Raw genomic sequence first — 16,541 nt, 5'->3', positions numbered from 1 at the left:
GACGGGGAGCTACCGGGAGTCGGTGGCCGGCGGGCGCGGCTCGGGTGCCTTGGGGTGGGGCGGGTCCGGCGGCGGCCAGTGCAGCCAGCCGACCTCGGCGTCGCCGGGCCGCGGCTGGCCGAAGAGGTACCCCTGGGCGAGGTCGGCGCCGAGCGCGCGCAGCAGGTCGCGCTGCTCGGCGGTCTCCACCCCCTCCGCGACCACCCGCCGGCCGAGGGCCTTGGCCATGGCGATGGTGGCGCGGACGATCGCCTCGTTGCTGGGCTGGTCCGTCATGCCCATGACGAAGGACTTGTCGATCTTCACGATGTCCGCCGGGATCAGCCGCAGGTAGCTCAGCGAGGAGTGGCCCGTCCCGAAGTCGTCGATGCACAGCGTGATGCCCAGGTCGGACAGCGCGGTCAGCGTGTGCATGCTGTTGGCGTGGTCGGCCATGGCGCCGGACTCGGTGATCTCCAGCCACAGCGCCTCCGGCGGCATCCGGTGGCTGTCCAGGACCCGGCGGACGGTCGTCGGCAGCCGGTCGCCGCGGAGCTGCCGGACGGCCACGTTGACGCTCACGTGCAGCTCCGGCGCGGACGCCGGCCGCTCCCGCTGCCAGGCCGCGAGCTGGGCGACGGCGGTGTCGAGCACCCACTCGCCGATCGGCGCGATGAGCCCGGTGTCCTCGGCGATGGGGATGAAGTCGACCGGCGAGATCGCGCCGTGCTCCGGGTGGTTCCAGCGCACGAGCGCCTCGAAGCCGGACAGCAGCGGCTCGGCGCCCTGCAGTTCGATGATCGGCTGGTAGTGCACGGACAGCTCGCCGCGGTCCAGCGCGCCGCGCAGCGCCTGGTCGATGTCGATCCGGTGGCGCACCCGCTCGCGGATCTCGCGGTCGAACAGGGCGACGTTGTTGCGGCCGGCCTCCTTGGCCTGGTACATCGCGGTGTCGGCGTCGCGGATCAGCTCGACGGGGTCGGTGGCCCCGGCGGCCCGGGAGATGCCGACGGACGGGGTGATGATGACCTCGCCGACCGACAGCGGGAACGGCCGGGCGAAGGCGCCCACGACGCGCTCGGCGAGTTCGTCGGCGAGCGCGCCGGGCGCCGGCGAGGCCATCGCGACGACGAACTCGTCGCCGCCGATCCGGCAGATCAGGTCGTCGTCGCGGGCCAGCGAGCGCAGCCGGCAGCCGACGGATTCGAGGAGTTCGTCGCCGACCGGGTGGCCCCACTTGTCGTTGACGTCCTTGAACCGGTCCAGGTCGATGAAGAGCAGGCTGATCTCGCCGGCCGCCGCGCCCGGCCGGTCGCCCCAGTGCGCGAGGGTCTCGGTGAGCAGCTCCCGGTTCGGCAGGTCGGTCAGCGCGTCGTGGGTCGCCCGGTGCCGCTCGGCCCGCTCGGCCTTGCGGGCGGCCTGCTGCGCCCGGGCCTGCGCGTTGTGGGCGCGCACGATCCGCACGACGATGATGGCGCCGAGCACGATCGTGATCAGCAGCCGTACCGCGAGGTCCCACCACCGCGTCGGCGGCACGATGGTGGCGGCGATGGTCGGCGCGACGGCGACCAGCAGGATGCCCAGCGTGCGGCCCAGGCCGAGCCGGTTGACGTGGTTGGCGTGCGGCTCGGTCAGCTCGCGCATGGACGGGTGCAGGGCGGCGGCGCCGAGGAAGATGAACGCGAGCAGGAAGATCGCCTCGAACTGCTCGTCGGTGACCGCGAGCGTGAGCGTCCCCGCCTGGTTGAGCGCGTAGGCGAGGTCGCCGAGGAACGTGGCGACCGCGGCGCCGCCGAGCAGCCACAGCACCGGCGCCCGCCCGCCGGCGATGAACAGGAGCTGGACGACCACCGCCAGCACGATGGTGTCGAAGATCGGGAAGCAGGTCGCGACGACCTGCACGAGCTGCTTGGGCGGCTCGGCGGTCAGCATGGGCACGATCAGGAAGCACCAGGCGGCGAAGACCGCGCACACCGCCACCAGGAACGCGTCCATCCGGGCCGGGTCGGCGCGCGAGGCGCGGCGGCGGCGCAGCATGGCCGCGATGCCGACCACCAGGAGCACGTACCCCGGCACGACGAGCGCGTCGGGGATCGCGACGGCGAGGCCGGTCCCGGACTCGGTGCGCAGCAGCAGCCGGAGCACGGCCCCGCCGGTGAACGCGACGACCGCCGCCAGCACGTACCACCAGGGCGCGGCGTACCGGGGCCGGTTGCGGCGCACGCCGACGATCAGGGCGAGGATGGTGGCCAGCGACATCAGGCCGAAGAGGACCGAGCGCAGGCCCGCGCCGCCGGCGAGGTAGGCGGCGGCGCCGGCGACGCCGGCGATCAGGAATCCGTAGGCCGCCCGTCCCGAGCGCGATGCGGGCAGCGCAAGGCCATCAGCAGCCACCTGACGCACCCCCCGGACACGGTCACGCGACAATCCCCGACATAGTCCCTATCGGCAGACTAGACCGGCCTTACGGCATTTCAGGCGAATCAGCCGTTAATCGGGTGGGCCACCCAGACATTCGGCTCACTATATCGACCCACGTCGGATGCGGTATCCACGCGCAGCGGGACGAGGCCGCCGGGAATGACGTACTCGCCGGCGACCGGGAGGGGCCGCCCGGTCCATTCCTGCCATTCGGCCACCGTGCCGGTCACCGACAGGGACGATTCCGCCACGCCGAGCAGAGTGGCGCCGGCGTCGAGGTGCAGGCGCAGCCACGGGTCGAACACGCGGCCCTTCTCGTCGCGCCAGTTCACGTACGCGTCCATCGGCGCGAGCGGGTACTTCTCCTTCAGAATCGGACGAACCGGGGCGATCATGGCCCTGGCCCCGATCCCGGCGGCGGCCGCCCGCAGCGCGGCGATCATCTCGGCCGACCGGCCCTGCCCGGCCACGGCCGGCGTCAGGGTGATCGACAGCGCGCACACCGCGTCGGGCCGATCGCCCGCGCGCCACTGCGCGTCGGCCCGGGCGATCGCGCCGTCCCACCCGGCCGGCAGGTCGGCCGGGGTGCCGTCCCAGCGCAGCGGCACCGACAGCCCGGCGCCGTGCACCGCGTCCTCGCCGTCGACCAGCAGCACCTGGTGCCGCGGGCAGCGCGCGATCACCTCGGCGACGTCCACGCCGTGCCCCGCCTGCCCGAACAGCATGAACGCCGGCCAGCGCGACGCCAGCACCTCCGGGACCTGGGCCGCCAGCTCCGGCCGGTCGGCCAGCGGCACGATGGACAGCCCGCCGACCGGGCGCGGCACCGCCACCCCGTCGGGGCGCCCGGCCAGCGCCGGGTCGAGCACGAAGTACCGCTGCTGGTCCACCTCGCCGAAGCCGAACCCGTGCCGGCGCCCGATCATGGCGAACGAGCGCGGCAGGTTCCGGGCCCGGTTGTAGGCGCACACGTCGATGCCCACCACGGCCCGGGCCGCCCGCGAGCGGATCGCCGCCCGGTTGTTCAGTTCGAGGTACGTCCGCGAGCCCTGGAGGTCGTGCCGGACCAGCGTGAAGCCGAGGTAGAAGATCGCCCCGCGCGCGTGCTGCTCCGGGTACCGCGCGGCCAGGTGGGCGGGGTTCACCCACGGGACGGCGGCCAGGTCCAGGGCCAATGTCGACAGTCCGACGGGCCGGTCGTCGCCGTCCCATGCCACGTACTTCTCGATCCGCGGGTCCGCCATCTCCGCGGCGAACTCCGGCCGGGTCAGTACGTGCCGGGCGACGGCCTTGGTCGCCAGCGGGGCGAACGCCTCGACGTACAGGTCGAACATGGCGTCGACGTGCCGCGCCGGCAGTACCGACTCCACCGTCACCCGCACCGCGCCGCCTCCCGTCCGCGTGGGCCTGCGCTCCGACGATAGTGGCCCGGCCCGCGGCCGGGTAGCGGTTCGCCCCGACCGGTCGCCCGCTGGCAAATACCGACGAATTCCCGCGATTTATTCGAGTGAATTCCCGGCCGTTGCGGCGGCCGCCTTTTCGGTACCGCCGGTATCTCTTCACCGTCTATCCACAGCTCGCGGACGGCCGGTCGAAGGGGGGCTCGTTCGATGTCCGGGAACAATTACAGTGACGAACATCAATTGATATGCGAATCCCACCGGGCCGGCGGACCGCGTGGGCCCACCCGCTCGGGGTGCCGGTGGGCTCACGCCCCGCCCCGGCGGGCGGTGCCGAACGACGCCTACCGGTCGGTAACCTCGCTGCCGAGGCCGTCGACCACCTCGGCGCCGGTCAGGGCGGCGAGCAGCCGCCCCGGCACGCGCAGCTTGCTGTGCCGGACGCCGGAGCCGACGATCACCTGCTGGTCCGCCCCGATCCGGGCGTCGACCAGCACCGGCCAGTCGGCCGGCAGGCCGATCGGGGTGATCCCGCCGTACGCCATGCCGGTCCGGGCGACCGCGTCGTCCATCGGCGCGAAGCTGGCCTTGCGCGCGTCGAGCCGCCGCCGGACCAGCCCGTTGACGTCGGCCCGGGTGGTCGCCGGCAGCACGCAGGCCGCGTACCGGGTGGCCTCGCCGCGGCGGCCGGCGACGACGACGCAGTTCGCCGAGTCGGCGAGCGCCACCCCGTACGCCGCGCAGAACGCCGCGGTGTCCGCCAGGTCGGGGTCGATCGGGGCGACGAGCGCCGCCCGGGCCAGCTCCGGCGGGAGCGCGCGCAGCCCGGCGAGCACCGGTTCGGCCAGCAGGTCGGGGCGCTCCAGCGCCGGCTCGGTCGCCAACATGCCGCCCATCCTGCCGGATCCGCTGCCGGGGCGCCGGCAGCGGCGCGCCCCGGCCATAGGCCCGGCCAATGCCCGGTACCGATGGCCGATTCCGTCGGGCGGCGGCGGCGCGACCCGATCCAAGCTCACATGGAACCCCACGGGCGCGGCGGCCGGCACCGCGGGACCGGACGCCGGTCCCCAACCCGGCTGCTGCCCGTGGTCGCGGCGGCGGTGAGCCTGCTGCTGGCCCTGCCGCCGGCCGGGGCGACGTTCTCCGCCACCACCCGCAACCAGAACTCGGGCCTGGACCTGGCCGCGAACTTCCTCGCCGGCGAGCTGTACGGCTGGGGCGACAACACCACCGGCAACCTGGGCCTCGGCAACACCGCGAGCCCCCGGACCAGCCCGGTGCAGGTCGGCGCGGTCACGACGTGGGTCGATGTGGACACCGGCAACAGCTCGTTCAACGCCACCATCGACGCGAACTCCGGCCACACCTGCGCGGTCCGCGCCGCGGGGACGCTGTGGTGCTGGGGCCGCAACCCCTACGGCCAGCTCGGCCGCGGCAACACCACGGACGCGACCGGCCCGGTCCAGATCGGCGCCGGTACCGACTGGGCCGACGTGGACCTGGGCGGCTACCACACCTGCGCGCTGCGCGGCGCCGGCACGATCTGGTGCACGGGCGAGAACAACTCGGGCCAGCTCGGCGTCGGCGACACCACCGACCGGACGAGCTTCACGCAGGTGGGTGCCAACAGCACCTGGAAGCAGCTCTCCGCCACCGACGTGCACACCTGCGCGGTGCGCACCGGCGGCACCCTGTGGTGCTGGGGCTGGGGGACCGACTACCGGCTGGGCAACGGCAGCACCGCCACCCGGACGAGCCCGGACCAGCTCGCCGGCACCGGCTGGGACGCCACCGACCTCGGTACCGCGCACGGCTGCGCGATCCGCACCGCCGGCACGCTGTGGTGCTGGGGGTACAACGGCGACGGCCAGCTCGGCCTCGGCGACACGACCACCCGCCAGACGCCGACGCAGGTCGGCTCGGTCAGCACCTGGCGGACGGTCACCGGCGGCAGCAACCACACCTGCGCGATCCGGGCCGACGGCACTCTGTGGTGCTGGGGACACAACGACGAGCACGAACTCGGGCTCGGCGACACCGGCCAGCGCAGCAGCCCGGTCCAGGTCGGCTCGGCCACCTGGATGCAGGTCAGCGCGGGCGACGACTTCACCTGCGGCACCCGCACCGACCGGACGGTCTGGTGCTGGGGCGACAACGCCGAGGGCTCGCTCGGCCAGGGCAACACCACCGACCGGAGCACGCCGGCGCAGGTACCGGGGATCACCGGGCGGGTCTTCGCCGGCAGCTACGGCGCCGGCGCCACCTTCGCCATCGGCTAGCCCGCCCGCCGGCCGGCCCGCCCGCCCGTCGCTGGCCCGCCCCGCCCGTCGGCCGGCTCACCCCGCCGGCGGCCGGTCGGGGCAGCCCGCGGGGAGCAGCGGGGCGAGCGCCGTGGCCGGCGGCGCGACCGTGCGCGCGTCGGTCACCGCGTTCGCGAGCGCCGTGGGGGTGATGCCGCGGGCGCCGCCCAGGTCGACGCCCCGCAGGTCCGCGCCGTCCAGGGCGGCGTCGGTCAGCACCGTACCGGCGAGGTTCGCGCCGCGCAGGTCGGCGCGGCGCAGGTCGGCCCCGGACAGGTCCAGGCCGGCCAGCGCCAGGCCGCCGAGCCGGGCGCCGGTCAGCGAGGCGTCCCGCAGCACGGCCCGGTCGAGCCGGGCGCCGGTGAGGTCGGCCCGGTCCAGGTACGCGCCGGTCAGGTCGGCGCCGTGCAGGTTCGCGCCGGTGAGGTCGGCGTCGGTGCCGAAGGCGTCGCGCAGGTCGGCGCCGAAGAACTGCGCCCCGGCGGCCCGGGCGCGGTCCAGGTGCGCGCCGCGCAGGTCGGCCAGGCCCAGCACCGCGGCGCGCAGGTCGCCGCCGGACAGGCCCGCGCCGCTCATCGTCGACCGGTACAGGTTGAGCCGGTCGCCCGGCCGGTCCCGGCCGGCGTCGCGGCGGGCCAGCACGGTCAGCGCGGCCTGGATGTCCTGGCCGGGCGCCGGGGCGGGGGAGCGGGCGGCCGGGGGCAGCCCAGCGGCCCGACGCCGGCCGGGAGCGGGGCGTGCACCCGGACGTACGCGGCCAGCACCTCCACGACGGCCGGCTGGTCCTGCGCGGAGTCGCGCATGATCCGTTCGAGCGCGTACACCGCGCCGAGCCGGACGTCGATCTTCGCCGCCCCGGCCTGGCCGAGCTGCTCCACGGCGCGGGTGAACCGGTCGGTGAGCTGGCCCTGCAGCGCCACGTCGAGCTGCCGCCGGTTGGCCTCGTTGGTGACGTACAGCCCGATGGCCACGACCAGCACCGACAGGATGCTGCCGACGGCCAGCAGCCGCTGCCACGGGTCCGGGCGCAGGTCCAGCGGGGCGGCGGGGATCAGCTCGATCCGGGTGGCGGCCGGCGCGGCGGCCGGTTCGTCGATCGGGGTGGGCATGGACTCCATCGGATCGCATCGACGCCGCTGCCGCCGCGCGGCGCGGCCGGCGCCGGCCCGGTTGCGGCCGTTCGGCGACCGGGGCGAACCGTTCACCCGATGCCCGACGGGGTACACCCGCCCCGGGCGGGGCGAAACCGCCGGGTACGCGCGGGGCGGACGGGCCGGGTGGGGCCGCGGCCCGCGCCGGCGGCAACCTTTCGCGCAGGAAAAGGGACCATCCCGGCACTCAGGGGCACGCCGTGGACGCCGATGGGTGACGCGAGGGTCTGACCGTGGTCCGGAGTCGGCGGTGGGGAGTTCGTCATGGACGCACTCGGCAAGCCACCCCGCCCTGCCCTGCACCGACTACTGCTGGTGTGGGTGGCGCTGGCGGCGGTGTGGTCGCTGCCGCAGGCCGCGGCGGCGTACAGCACGACGACCCGGAACCTGGCCAACCAGCTCAACCTGGCGGCGACGTTCCCGTCGTACGCGACGACGGTCGACAACGACAGCCCGCTGTTCCACCACCGGCAGGACGACGCCGAGTCGTCCTCGGGCACCCCGGCGGCGGCGGATGCCTCGGGCAACAACCGCACCGGCGCGTACGCGGGCCCGACGGAAGGGCCGCGGACCTGGTGGCAGTTCGAGGAGGGCACCGGTACCGCGACGACCGACAACGGCGGCGGCGCGGCCGTCGGCACGCTGACCGGCGCGAACGCGGCGTGGAACGCGCGCGGCCAGGTCGGCGGCGGGTTCGAGGTGGCCTCCGGCACCGGCTACGTGGCCGGCCCGTCCCGGGTGCGCACGGACGCCGCCTTCACCGTCTCGGCGTGGGCGTACGTGACCGGCACCGGCGCGCACCGGACGATCGTGGCCCAGGCGGGCACCACGACCAGCGGGTTCGTGCTGCGGCGGGACTCGACGAACGTGTGGTACTTCGGCATGCCCCGCACCGACGTGGCCTCGCCGACCGTCGACGCGGTGTCCGCGGGCGCGGCGAGCGCCTCGACCTGGACCCACCTGGTCGGCGTCTATGACGACGCCGCCGACCTGCTGCGCCTGTACGTCAACGGGGCCTCGGTCGGCACCGTGGCGCACACGACCAACAGCTTCAACGCCGGCGGGGACCTGCTGGCCGGCGTCACGTACTGGAGCGGCGCCGCCGGTACCAACCAGCTCACCGGCCGGGTCGACGACGTGCAGATGTACCCGCGGGCGCTGTCCGCTACCGAGGTCAGCGACCTGTACCGGGCGCCCGGCACGGTCTGGCGGTGCGACGAGGGCAGCGGCGCCCGGGTGGAGGACGGCGCCCAGTACGGCAACACCGGCACCACCGCCAACACGTCCTGGGTCAGCGGCGGCGGCCCGGACGGCGCGGGCGCGCTGTCGTTCAACGGCACCAGCTCCCGGGTGGAGGGCGGCCAGGAGGGAGTGCACGTCGACCGCAGCTTCAGCGTGTCGGCGTGGGCGCGGATCCCGGACGTCTCGGCCACGTACGTCATCGCCAGCCAGAACGAGACGGTCACCTCGTGGAGCGGCGCGGGGCAGTCGTCGTTCCTGCTGCGGTACGACCTCTCCCGGGACAGCTGGAACTTCGCGCTGATCGACCGGACCACCACCAACTCGTACCCGGCGAACAATGCCGTCGGCTCCTCGCCGACGCCGAACCGCTGGTACCACGTCGTCGGGGTCTACGACGACGCCACGGACTCGATGTACACCTACGTCGACGGCGTGGCCTCGGCCGCCCGGTCGTACACCGACGCGATGGAGGGCACACCGAACACCTCGCAGCCGCTGCGCGCCGGCGTGCGGCAGCTCAGCGGCGTCAACGACGCGTGGTTCAAGGGGCAGGTCGCGGAGCTGCGCACGTACCAGCGGGCGCTGTCCGCGGCGGACATCACGGCGCTGTACCGGGACAACCCGCTGACCCGGTGGGAGTTCAGCGAGGGCAGCGGCACCAGCGTCGCGGACTCCGCCAACCGCGGCGCCACCGGCACGGTCAGCAACACCGCCGCGTGGAACGCCGGCGGCCAGAGCGGCTCCGCGTTCGCCGCCAACGGCTCCAGCTACCTCACCAGCGGGTCCAACGGGCTCGTCGCCACCGGCACCAGCTACACCGTCGCCGCCTGGCTCTACCTGTCCGACAAGTCGACCAGCCGCGCGGCCATCTCCCAGGACGGCACCAACGTCTCCGGCTTCCAGCTCGGCTACTACCAGCCCAGTGACCGGCTGGTGCTCTACACCACCCGGACCGACAGCACCGGCGGGACGGTCGACGCCGCCCTCGGCACCACCTCGCCGGCGCTGAACACCTGGATCCACGTGGCGGGCATCTACGACGCCGCGGCCGGGCAGCTCTACCTGTACGTCAACGGAGCCCTGGCCAGCTCGGCGGCCCACCCCGCGACGTGGAGCGCCACCGGCGGCTTCCGGATCGGCCGCGGCTGGTGGACCGCGGCGGCGGCGTACTACTGGCAGGGGCGGATCGACAGCGTCCGCGCGTACGGGCGGGCGCTGAGCGCGGCCGAGGTCAGCGCGCTGTACACCGCGGCCGCCGGGCCGGCGGGGATCTCCAGCGACGCCCGCCGGTCGAACCTGTCGGCCGCCCAGGCCGGCTCCCTGACCGGCGCCGACCAGTCCACGTCGACCGCGGTCGGCTACGGCGGCGGCGCCGGGGCGGGCGGCTACCAGCCGATCCAGTACAGCAATCCGAACACGTTCACCGTCAGCGCGATCTTCCGCGCCGACGCGGCGAGTCCGGGCGGCGCGATCGCCGGCTTCAGCGCGGGTACGGCGCTGGTGGACACGACCGCCGACCGGGTGGTGTTCGTCGACAGCGGCGGCCGGATAACGTTCGCGGTGTACAGCGGCGGCGTGGCGAAAACGGTCCGCTCACCGGCGTCCTACAAGGACGGTGCGTGGCACCACGTCGCCGTGAGCCTGGGCGCCGCCGGCATGAAACTGTACGTGGACGGCACCCTGGTCGCCTCGGACGCGGCGACGACGACCGGCGAGAACGTGTCCGGCTACTGGCGCTGGGGCTCGGCGAACCTGGCCCGCTACGCCAACCCGCCGACCGACTACCGCTTCACCGGCACCCTGGACGAGATCGCGGTCTTCAACACCCAGCTCGCCGACGGCCGGATCGGCGCCGAGCAGGTCGCCCGGAGCTGACGCCCCGGTCCGGCCTCCCGGTCCGGCGTCCCGGGCGGCGTTCGGGGTGGGCGTCCGGGGCCAGGGAGTGCGAAGTGGCGCTTTCGGCCGCCGCCGGCCCCGGTGATGCTGGGGCGATGACGGACCACGGGAATCAGTCCCGCGCCGCCGGTCCGGCCGCGCGCCTCGCCGCGCTCCGGGCCCGGTTCGCGCCGGGGACCACGTACCTGAACACCGCCTCGATGGGCCTGCTGCCGGACAGCGCGCTCGCCGCCATGCGGGCGGCGGTCGACCGGGTGCAGGCCGGCCACTTCCGGACGGCCGACGCGGAGCCGGGCGTCGACCGCGCCCGGTCCCGGTACGCGGAGCTGGTCGGCGTGCCGGCGGACCGGGTCGCGATCGGCAGCCACGTCAGCGTCTTCGCCGGGCTGGTGGCCGCGGCCGTGCCCGCGGGCGGCGAGGTGCTGCTCGCGGCCGGCGACTTCACCAGCCTGGTCTTCCCGTTCCTGGCCCAGCAGGCCCGCGGCGTGCGGGTGCGCGAGGTGCCGCTGGCCCGCCTGGCCGACGCGGTCCGGCCGGGCACCGACCTCGTGGCGGTGTCGGCGGTCCAGTCGGCGGACGGCGCCGTGGCCGACCTGGACGGGCTGGCCGCGGCCGCCGCGGCGGCCGGCGCCCGGGTGCTGCTGGACACCACCCAGGCGGTCGGCTGGCTGCCGCTGGCCGCCGGCCGGTTCGACTACACGGTCTGCGCCGGCTACAAGTGGCTGCTCGCCCCGCGCGGCACCTGCTTCCTCACCGTCCCGCCGCCGGGCGCCGCCGACCCGCTGCCGCACACGGCCAACTGGTACGCCGGCGCGGACCCGGCCGACAGCCTCTACGGCGCGCCGCTGCGCCTGGCCGCCGACGCGCGCCGGTACGACGTGTCGCCGATCTGGTTCTCCTGGGCGGCGCAGGAGGTGAGCCTGGACCTGCTGCACGACGTCGGGATCGACGCCCTGCACGCGCACGCCGTCGGCCTGGCGAACCGGTTCCGCGCCGCGCTCGGGGCGGAGCCGGGGGACTCGCCGATCGTCAGCCTGGACCAGGGGCCCGGCGCGGCGAGCCGGCTGCGCGCGGCGGGCATCACCGGCAGCGTCCGGGCCGGCCGGCTGCGGCTGTCCTTCCACGTGCACAACGACGCCGCGGACGCCGACCGGGCGGCCGCGGCGCTCGCCGGCCACGCCCGGGTTTGAGTCGCTGCCGGCCGGGGGCTTGACAACGTACAACCGATCGGTTGTATATTAGTCCCGTGACCGAGGAGAGTGCCGACCGGGCGGATGCCCTGTTCCACGCGCTCGCCGACCGCACCAGGCGCGACATCCTGCGCCGGGTGCTGGCCGGGGAGCACTCGGTGTCCGCGCTGGCGGCGGAGTACGACATGAGCTTCGCCGCGGTACAGAAGCACGTCGCCGTGCTCGAACGGGCCGGCCTGCTGACCAAGCGACGCAGTGGTCGCGAGCAGTTGGCCAGCGGCGACGTGGCAGCGGTGCGGTCGGTGGCGGCCATGCTCGGCGAACTGGAGCAGAGCTGGCGCGGCCGTATCGCCCGCATCGACGCACTCATAGCAGCAGAATTCGACCTGGAGGACTGAACCGTGCCGGTAACCGACGTCAAGCAGGATCTCGACAACCTGACCCTGACCATCACCGCCGACTTCGCCGCGCCCGTGGCGCGGGTCTGGCAGGTGTACGCCGACCCGCGCCAGCTCGAGAAGGTGTGGGGCCCGCCGACCTACCCCGCCACGGTGGTCGACCACGACCTCACGCCCGGCGGCCGGGTGAACTACTACATGACCGGCCCGGAGGGCGACAAGCACGCCGGGTACTGGCTGGTCGACAGCGTCGACGAGCCGGCGGGCTTCACGTTCGAGGACGGCTTCGCCGACCTGGACTTCACGCCGAACCCGAAGCTGCCGGTGTCCCGGAACGTCTACGCCTTCGCCGCGCACGACGGCGGCACCCGGGCGACGTACGTGGGCACGTACGAGTCGGCCGAAGCACTCCAGCAGGTGCTGGACATGGGCATCGTGGAGGGCGCCAGCCAGGCGATCAACCAGATCGACGAGCTGCTCGCCCGCTGATCGGCACCGGGGCCGGGGCTGCTCGCCCCGGTCCCGGCCGCTCGGGCCGCTGCGCGGCCGGGCACACGTCCGGGAGAACCGGACGCCGGGCCCGGCCGGGAATAGCATGGTCGCGGCCGGGTCGGGAATGGCCCGGTCGCGCTCCCGCGTACGGCAGAACGGATTCCCGCCATGGTGACGCTCGCCCGCAGACTGCTCACGCCCGCCGGGCTGTTCCTCGCGGCCATGTGCTTCGCGCTGCCGTTCGTCACCGCCTCCTGCGAGGGCCCCGGCGGGTCGGTCAGCGCGACCGTCTCCGGCGTCAACATGGCCGGGATCGGGGAGCCGGCCGTGGAGCGGTCGGGAATCTTCGCGGGCGGCAGCACCGGGCAGCAGGACGGCGAGCCGGAACCGCAGGGCTCCGCCGGGCGGTCGACGCTGGCGGAGGCGATGCCCGGCGCCCTGGCCCGGCTCGCGCTCGCGGCCATTCTCGCGGCCATCGTGCTGAGCGTCCTCCCGGCGGCCGTGGACTCGCTGCGGCCGGGCTGGCGGGCCGGGCTGGCCGCCCTGACCGCCGGTGCGGTCGTCGTGGCGGCCGCGGCCGCCACCGCGGCGGTGCTGTCGTTCGAGTCGACGCTGGTGGATTCCATGGTCCGGAACCAGGGCGCGAACGTCGGGTTCCGGCTGACCCGGGACGTGGCCGAGTCCATGCTGCACGTGCGGTTCGGGTTCTGGCTGGTGCTGGCGGTACTCGCCGCCGCGCTGGTCAGCGTGGTGGTGAACGTCTTCCTCGACTTCTTCGGGCAGCGGATCGCGCACGGGGTGGCCGGAGCCGTCGTCCGCAGCCGGTACGGCAACGGGCCGGCCCCCGGGCCACCGGGCATGCCGCCGCCGTGACCGCCGCCGCACCCGCCCGGCCGCGGCGGCGTGACCCGCGAAACCCGACGTCTCGGTCGGTTCCGGGGAGCCGGCAGCCCGCCTGACCTGCCGAACGATCGTATCGCTGGCGTTTTGGCTGGTCAGCCCCGTTCCGGCGGACCGGTATGGTGCCGGGATGGAATTGGGCGTCCGGCAGTTGCGGGTCGTGCGGGCGATCGCCGAGAAGGGCTCGCCCGCCGCCGCGGCGCGCGCGCTCGGGCTGACCCGGGCGGCGGTCGTCGAGGTGCTGGGGCGCGCCGAGCGCGCCGCCGGCGGCCGGCTGTTCGACCCGGCGGACGAGCCGGCGGCCCCGACCGAGCTGGGGCGGCTCGTCCTCACCCACGCCCGCCGGGTGCTCGCCGCGTTCGGCCGGCTGGAGGCGATGGCCCCCGACCAGGCCCCCTCGTCGGGGCTGCTGCGGGTCAACAGCAATCCGAGCCTGGTCGTGTCCGCGCTGCCGCTGGCGGTGTACCGGGCGCTGAACCGGTCGGTCGAGCTGCGCATCGGCAGCCACGACGCGGTCTGGCTGGACCAGCTCGTCGCGCGCCGGCTCGACGTCGCGCTGCTGCTGGAGTTCCCCGGCCTGGCGTACCGGCTGCCGGCCGGCGTGGCCCGGGCGGTGGTCGCCGTGGAGCCGATCTTCGTCGCCGTCGCCGCCGACCACCGGCTCGCCGACCGGACCGAGGTGCCGCTGACCGAGCTGGCCGGCGAGACGTGCGGCAGCGTCGCCTCGCCGACGTCGGAGTGGGAGCGGTACGTGGCCGGGGTGTGCCGGGGGGCCGGCTTCGAGGTCCGCATCCGGGAGGTGGGGGCGGCCGAGGCGTGGTCGCTGGTCCGCGACGGCAGCATCGCCATGCTGACCCAGGCCGCCGCCAGGGAGCAGCCCGGCATCGCCGTGCTGCCGCTGGCCGGCGCGCCGCTGCGGGCGGCGACGAGCCTGTTCTGGGCCGAGGACGGGCCGCTGGCCGACACCGACATCGACCTGCTGTGGGCGGAGCTGGTCGACGGCGTGCGCGGCGCGGCGGAGCAGTTGCCGCTGTACCGGTCCTGGCTGCGGCGAAACCGCCGGTGGCGGAGCAGCCCCGCCCGCCGCGGCGACGAGCACGATCCGCTGGCCTGACCGGCCGCGCGCCGAGGCGGATCGGCCGGGCCGGCGGCGGCCGGGTCTCAGTCGGCGAGCCGGACCCGGTTCGCGACGAGGTCCCGGTACGCGTCGGCCAGGGCCGCCCGGAGGTCGGCCAGCCGGCTGCTGTCGCCCTCGCCGGCCCACAGCAGCAGGTGGCGCAGGCGCAGCGGCGCGCCGCGCAGCGGCCGGGCCGCGCCCGGCAGCACGGCCCGGCGGTCCAGCGCCGGGACCAGCAGCACCGACTGCCCGTCCTGCAACAGCGCGCCCAGTACCGCGGGGTCGGCGGGGCAGGCGGCGACCGGGCCGATGCCCGCGCGGTGGCAGCCGTCGACGACGTGCAGGAGGAACTCCTCGTCGTCGGCGGACACCAGCAGCGGCGCCCCGGCCAGCGCGGCCGGCTCGACCGGGCCCGGCGCGTCGGCGGCGGGGTGCCCCGGCGGCAGCACCACCAGGACCGGTTCGTCGCCGACGGCGGTCAGCCCGACGTCCGGCGGCGGGGCGTACTCGCGGCCGGGGTGGTCGGTGTGCAGGAGCAGGTCCAGCTCGCCGTCGCGGAGGGCGGCCAGCGCCGCCGCGCGGTCGCCGACGACGGTGGTGGTCGCCGCGCCGGCGAGGCCGGCGGCCTCCAGCACGTCGCCCATCAGGTCGGCCGCGGCGGCGCGCGGCGCGCCGATCCGGAGGTCGGCGCGGTCGCGCCGGCGGTGGTGCCGGCGCAGCGCGCGCGCCAGGTCGTCGAACTCGGCGAGGACGTCGCGGGCCTGGGCGAGCACGAGGCCGCCCAGTTCGGTGGTGCGGGTGCCGCGGGCGTCGCGGGCGAACAGCGGGGCGCCGAAGTGCTGTTCGATGCGTCGGACCTGGGTGCTCAGCCCCGGCTGGGACAGCCCCAGCACGGCGGCGGCCCGGGTGACGCTGCCGGCGCGGTCGATCGCCGTGAGGTAGCGCAGGTGCCGCGCTTCGAGGTCCATTCCCCACCGTACGACGGATCAGTACCGCGACGTAAGTGGCCGCGGGGCGAATTCGCGGACCGTACGCAATAGCGCCCCCGCATTTCGGCGTAGTGTGCACGGGGCGCGGCATAGTAGCGTCGTGTCATGCCCGGGGGGCTACACAGTTTTGTGTGGAAAATCCGCGCCGGCGTGGTCGATACAACGTATTGATACGCGTGCCCCCGCGTCCATTGGCAAATGGGAATGGGGCTTGCTGCGTTGTTCCGCATCGGTACGACCGCCGGCGACTGCGCGCAGGGCCACCCAGCTCGCACAAGCGTGAGCCCCTCCACAAGGGAGGGGCCGCGCTGTCGGCTCGGCCGGGCCCGGAGTCTGCTGTCACGGACCAGGACGGCGTACTCCGGCCGTACCCACGGCCATCGATCGCCAACCGCGTCCGGCGGCCACCCGTCCGGCTGAACCCGTACCGGGGCAGAGGCCGCCCGGCCGCGGGGCGGCGCGGCCGCCCCGCGGCTACGATCGCCGCGTGAATGCCGAAACCGGCGACCCGCCGGTGCTGGGCGGGACGCCGGCGCTGGGCCCGACCCCGCTGTCGCGCGTCCGGCTGGACGAACTCCTGCAGGAGATGCTGGACCGGGTCGGCGACGTGGTGGCCAGCCGCGAGCGGCTGCGGGCGCTGCTCGGCGCGGTCGTCGGGATCAGCGCCGGCCTGGATCTGCGGACCACCCTGAGTCGGATCACCGAGGCGGCCTGCGCGCTCGTCGACGCCCGGTACGCCGCCCTCGGCATCGTCGGGCCGGACTGCGAGCTGACCGAGTTCATCACCCACGGCATCGACGCGGCGACGCACGCGGAGATCGGGGCGCTGCCCCGCGGCCGGGGCGTGCTCGGCCTGCTGATCGACGAGCCGCACCGGTGCGGATGCCGGACATCACCCAGCACCCCCGCTCGTTCGGCTTCCCGCCCACCCTGCGGATCTCCGGCCCGGTCGACAGCGTGGTCCCCGAGGAGGTCCGCGGCGACCTGGTGGCGGTGCTCAACGAGGCGCTGTCCAACGCCGCGACCTCATGGTCATCCGGCAGGAAGACGCGAATCATGCCTCATT

13 protein-coding genes and 1 pseudogene are annotated in these 16,541 nt (G+C 75.1%); 8 read left to right on the top strand and 6 right to left on the bottom strand.

The window, feature by feature from the left end; genetic code table 11:
• Window positions 1–9: 9 nt before the first annotated feature.
• The 3 genes from IEY94_RS18770 to IEY94_RS18760 all read right to left on the bottom strand — a co-directional run bounded on the left by IEY94_RS18770 (window position 10) and on the right by IEY94_RS18760 (window position 4,696).
• Window positions 10–2,373, bottom strand: coding sequence for a putative bifunctional diguanylate cyclase/phosphodiesterase (locus tag IEY94_RS18770; protein ID WP_189171537.1), 2,364 nt, complete (start codon window positions 2,371–2,373; stop codon window positions 10–12).
• Between the two features lie 89 nt (window positions 2,374–2,462).
• Window positions 2,463–3,782 (bottom strand): hypothetical protein, encoded by a 1,320-nt coding sequence (locus IEY94_RS18765; RefSeq protein ID WP_189171536.1) that lies wholly within the window; start codon window positions 3,780–3,782, stop codon window positions 2,463–2,465.
• 362 nt (window positions 3,783–4,144) lie between these two features.
• Window positions 4,145–4,696 carry a YbaK/EbsC family protein gene (locus IEY94_RS18760; RefSeq protein WP_189171535.1) on the bottom strand — a complete coding sequence of 184 codons (552 nt, stop codon included), beginning with the start codon at window positions 4,694–4,696 and terminating at the stop codon, window positions 4,145–4,147.
• Between the two features lie 120 nt (window positions 4,697–4,816).
• On the opposite strand from IEY94_RS18760, the gene IEY94_RS18755 reads away from it, so the two are divergent.
• Window positions 4,817–6,079: an RCC1 domain-containing protein gene (locus IEY94_RS18755; RefSeq protein ID WP_189171534.1), complete on the top strand. Its 1,263-nt coding sequence runs from the start codon at window positions 4,817–4,819 to the stop codon at window positions 6,077–6,079.
• A gap of 57 nt (window positions 6,080–6,136) precedes the next feature.
• Here IEY94_RS18755 and IEY94_RS18750 read toward each other — a convergent pair whose 3' ends face one another.
• Window positions 6,137–6,742, bottom strand: coding sequence for a pentapeptide repeat-containing protein (locus IEY94_RS18750; protein ID WP_189171533.1), 606 nt, complete (start codon window positions 6,740–6,742; stop codon window positions 6,137–6,139).
• Between the two features lie 2 nt (window positions 6,743–6,744).
• On the bottom strand, window positions 6,745–7,209 hold the full coding sequence (locus tag IEY94_RS18745) for a hypothetical protein (RefSeq protein ID WP_189171532.1): 465 nt from the start codon (window positions 7,207–7,209) through the stop codon (window positions 6,745–6,747).
• 306 nt (window positions 7,210–7,515) lie between these two features.
• Between IEY94_RS18745 and IEY94_RS18740 the strand changes: the two genes are divergently transcribed.
• The 6 genes from IEY94_RS18740 to IEY94_RS18715 all read left to right on the top strand — a co-directional run bounded on the left by IEY94_RS18740 (window position 7,516) and on the right by IEY94_RS18715 (window position 14,483).
• Window positions 7,516–10,368: a LamG domain-containing protein gene (locus IEY94_RS18740; RefSeq protein WP_189171531.1), complete on the top strand. Its 2,853-nt coding sequence runs from the start codon at window positions 7,516–7,518 to the stop codon at window positions 10,366–10,368.
• Between the two features lie 116 nt (window positions 10,369–10,484).
• Window positions 10,485–11,579 carry an aminotransferase class V-fold PLP-dependent enzyme gene (locus IEY94_RS18735; protein ID WP_189171530.1) on the top strand — a complete coding sequence of 365 codons (1,095 nt, stop codon included), beginning with the start codon at window positions 10,485–10,487 and terminating at the stop codon, window positions 11,577–11,579.
• A gap of 56 nt (window positions 11,580–11,635) precedes the next feature.
• On the top strand, window positions 11,636–11,977 hold the full coding sequence (locus IEY94_RS18730) for an ArsR/SmtB family transcription factor (RefSeq protein ID WP_189171529.1): 342 nt from the start codon (window positions 11,636–11,638) through the stop codon (window positions 11,975–11,977).
• Window positions 11,978–11,980: 3 nt separating this feature from the next.
• The gene (locus tag IEY94_RS18725; protein WP_189171528.1) at window positions 11,981–12,466 is read left to right on the top strand and encodes an SRPBCC family protein; all 486 of its coding nucleotides are present in this window, start codon (window positions 11,981–11,983) and stop codon (window positions 12,464–12,466) included.
• A 171-nt stretch (window positions 12,467–12,637) separates the two neighbouring features.
• Window positions 12,638–13,342, top strand: coding sequence for a hypothetical protein (locus IEY94_RS18720; RefSeq protein WP_189171527.1), 705 nt, complete (start codon window positions 12,638–12,640; stop codon window positions 13,340–13,342).
• Between the two features lie 157 nt (window positions 13,343–13,499).
• On the top strand, window positions 13,500–14,483 hold the full coding sequence (locus tag IEY94_RS18715) for a LysR family transcriptional regulator (RefSeq protein WP_189171526.1): 984 nt from the start codon (window positions 13,500–13,502) through the stop codon (window positions 14,481–14,483).
• A 47-nt stretch (window positions 14,484–14,530) separates the two neighbouring features.
• On the opposite strand, the gene IEY94_RS18710 is transcribed toward IEY94_RS18715, so the two are convergent.
• On the bottom strand, window positions 14,531–15,454 hold the full coding sequence (locus IEY94_RS18710; RefSeq protein WP_189171525.1) for a LysR family transcriptional regulator: 924 nt from the start codon (window positions 15,452–15,454) through the stop codon (window positions 14,531–14,533).
• Between the two features lie 607 nt (window positions 15,455–16,061).
• On the opposite strand from IEY94_RS18710, the pseudogene IEY94_RS18705 reads away from it, so the two are divergent.
• Window positions 16,062–16,402, top strand: a pseudogene (locus IEY94_RS18705) (ATPase); the annotation flags it as partial.
• Window positions 16,403–16,541: the final 139 nt, after the last annotated feature.

Source organism: Pilimelia anulata (genome assembly GCF_014647895.1).
Taxonomy (GTDB): domain Bacteria; phylum Actinomycetota; class Actinomycetes; order Mycobacteriales; family Micromonosporaceae; genus Pilimelia; species Pilimelia anulata.
The sequence above is the reverse complement of the archived record's forward strand: the minus strand, read 5'-3'. Positions and strand labels throughout refer to the sequence as shown.

Coding starts and splice junctions, on each gene's coding strand:
- IEY94_RS18760 (WP_189171535.1), bottom strand. CDS start 4,696: ATGGGCGGCATGTTGGCGACCGAGCCGGCGCTGGAGCGCCCCGACCTG.
- IEY94_RS18755 (WP_189171534.1), top strand. CDS start 4,817: ATGGAACCCCACGGGCGCGGCGGCCGGCACCGCGGGACCGGACGCCGG.
- IEY94_RS18745 (WP_189171532.1), bottom strand. CDS start 7,209: ATGCCCACCCCGATCGACGAACCGGCCGCCGCGCCGGCCGCCACCCGG.
- IEY94_RS18740 (WP_189171531.1), top strand. CDS start 7,516: ATGGACGCACTCGGCAAGCCACCCCGCCCTGCCCTGCACCGACTACTG.
- IEY94_RS18735 (WP_189171530.1), top strand. CDS start 10,485: ATGACGGACCACGGGAATCAGTCCCGCGCCGCCGGTCCGGCCGCGCGC.
- IEY94_RS18720 (WP_189171527.1), top strand. CDS start 12,638: ATGGTGACGCTCGCCCGCAGACTGCTCACGCCCGCCGGGCTGTTCCTC.
- IEY94_RS18715 (WP_189171526.1), top strand. CDS start 13,500: ATGGAATTGGGCGTCCGGCAGTTGCGGGTCGTGCGGGCGATCGCCGAG.
- IEY94_RS18710 (WP_189171525.1), bottom strand. CDS start 15,454: ATGGACCTCGAAGCGCGGCACCTGCGCTACCTCACGGCGATCGACCGC.